Origin of the sequence: Clavibacter sp. MX14-G9D, assembly GCF_032917815.1 — a bacterium.
GTDB classification, from domain to species: domain Bacteria; phylum Actinomycetota; class Actinomycetes; order Actinomycetales; family Microbacteriaceae; genus Clavibacter; species Clavibacter michiganensis_K.
Genome location: NZ_JAVCVL010000313.1, coordinates 1 through 2,263, shown reverse-complemented (window position 1 = coordinate 2,263; position 2,263 = coordinate 1). Strand labels below are relative to the sequence as shown.

General features: G+C 77.6%; 2 protein-coding genes. Both read left to right on the top strand.

The genetic code is table 11. From position 1 onward, the window contains the following. A partial coding sequence (gene cobA, locus Q6969_RS15095; protein ID WP_396335562.1) for a uroporphyrinogen-III C-methyltransferase occupies nucleotides 1-920 on the top strand: 920 nt, incomplete at its 5' end. Further along, complete coding sequence (locus Q6969_RS15090; RefSeq protein WP_317231176.1) at nucleotides 917-2,068, top strand: uroporphyrinogen-III synthase; 1,152 nt, start codon at nucleotides 917-919, stop codon at nucleotides 2,066-2,068. The genes cobA and Q6969_RS15090, both read left to right, overlap by 4 nt. Nucleotides 2,069-2,263: the final 195 nt, after the last annotated feature.

The window sequence follows — 2,263 nt, the reverse complement described above, 5'->3', positions numbered from 1 at the left end:
GTGCCGCGCTCGACGGCGCCGACCTGCCCGACCTGGTGCTGTGGGTGGAGGGCGACGCTGTCCGCCGCGCCGCCGTCGCGGAGGCCTGCCGGGCCGTGCGCGTGTGGTTCCAGGTGCGGGAGGGCACCGCGCCCACGCCCCGCGGGCACGTGACCCTCGTGGGCGGCGGCCCCGGGGATCCGGGCCTCATGACGGTCGCGGCCCGCGCGGCCCTCGCGGAGGCCGACGTGGTGCTGCACGACCGCCTCGGCCCGACCGACGACGTGGCCGCCTTCGCCCCCGGCGCCCTCCTCGTCGACGTGGGCAAGACCCCCGGGCACCACGCGGTGCCGCAGCGCCGCATCGAGGAGCTGCTCGTCGAGCACGCGTCCCGGGGCCTGCGCGTCGTGCGCCTCAAGGGCGGCGACCCGTTCGTCTTCGGGCGCGGCGGCGAGGAGGTCATCGCCTGCCGCGCGGCCGGCGTGCCCGTGACCGTCGTGCCCGGCGTCACGAGCGCGGTGTCCGTCCCCGCCGCGGCCGGGATCCCGGTGACCCACCGCGAGGTGAGCCGGGCCTTCACGGTCGTCTCCGGCCATGTGCCGTTCGGCGAGGACGAGCTCTCCCACCTCGTCGGTCTCGGCGGGACGCTCGTCGTGCTGATGGGCGTCAACACGCTCCCCCACCTCGTGGCGGGCCTGCAGCGCCACGGGATGCGCGCGGACATGCCGCTCGCGATCGTCGAGCGCGGCTACGCCATCGACCAGCGGACCACCGTCACCACGGTCTCGGGCGTCGCGGGCCTCCTCGGGACGGTCGCGCCGCGCTCCCCCGCCGTCATCGTGGTCGGCGAGGTCGTCCGCGTCCCCGGCTGGGCGGAGGAGGCCGCGGCCGCCGGCCATGCGCCGTGGGAGGATGACCGGCGGGCACGGGCGACGCCGTGACCGCCGAGGGGGTGGCCGCCGTGACCGGATCCGACGCCGAGCCCGGCTTCCGCCCCGACCAGCTCGAGGGCTTCCGCATCGCCGTGACGTCCGACCGCCGCTCCGAGGACCTCATCGCCGCGTTCGAGCGCCGCGGCGCCGACGTGGTGCACGCCCCCACCATCCGCATGACGGGCGTCAGCGACGACTCCGCGCTCGAGGCCGAGACGCGCGCGATCATCCGCGACCGGCCCGACGTCCTCCTCGCCACGACCTCGTACGGGATCCGCCGCTGGTTCGAGGCCGCCGACGCGGCGGGCGTCGGCGACGAGCTGACCGAGGTCCTCGGCCGGGCGCGGATCCTCGTGCGCGGGCCCAAGGCGCGGGGCGCCATCCGCGCCGCGTCCCTCGACGACCACGGCATGAGCGAGCGCGAGACGACGACGTCGCTCGTCGACCTCGTGCTGCGCGGCGACGTGGCCGGGCAGACGGTCGCGGTGCAGCTGCACGGCTTCACCGACCCGGTGCAGCTCGCGCGCCTGGAGGCCGCGGGCGCCCACGTCCTCACCGTCGCCCCGTACCGCTGGACGGTGCACGAGGACTCGGCGCGCGTCCTGCGGCTGGTCGAGGCGGTCTGCACGGGCGGGATCGACGCGGTCACCTTCACGAGCGCGCCCGCGGTGGAGGCGCTGTTCACGACGGCCGACGCGGCGGGACGGCTCGAGGACCTCCAGGAGGCGCTGCGCACGCTGGTCGTCGCGGCGGCCGTCGGACCGGTGACCGCGGCGCCGCTGGTCGAGGCCGGGATCCTGCCCATCACGCCCGACCGGTTCCGCATGGGCGCCCTGATCCGGCTGGTGTGCGCGCACCTGGAGGAGTCGGGCGTCGCGCGCGTGGAGACCGGCCACGGCGCCGTGCAGCTGCGCGGCCGGCTGGTCGTGATCGACGGCGAGCGCCTCACGCTGAGCCCGGTGCCGCTCGCCCTGTTCCGCGCGCTCGTCGCGGCCGAGGGCGCCACGGTGCCGCGGCGGGTGCTCGCGCGCGCCACCCCGGAGGTCCTCGACGACCACGCGGTGGACGTCGCGATCTCGCGGCTCCGGCGGTCGCTGCCCGACGCGGGCATCGTCCAGACCGTCATCAAGCGCGGGTACCGGCTCTCGACCGTCTGAGGGGGCGGGCGGCGGTGCGGCGGCTCCGCGGTGCGCCGTCGGTCTCCACCCCGGGGACGAGGCGCGGGGGCCGCGCGGATGACGCGCGACGGGGCCGGGTCCGCGAACCTGGGGTCACCGCCCGCCCGGGCGGTCGATCAGGAGGATCCCGTGCCCGTGTCCGTCGCCCCCGCCCCCGCCCCGACCGCGCGCGTC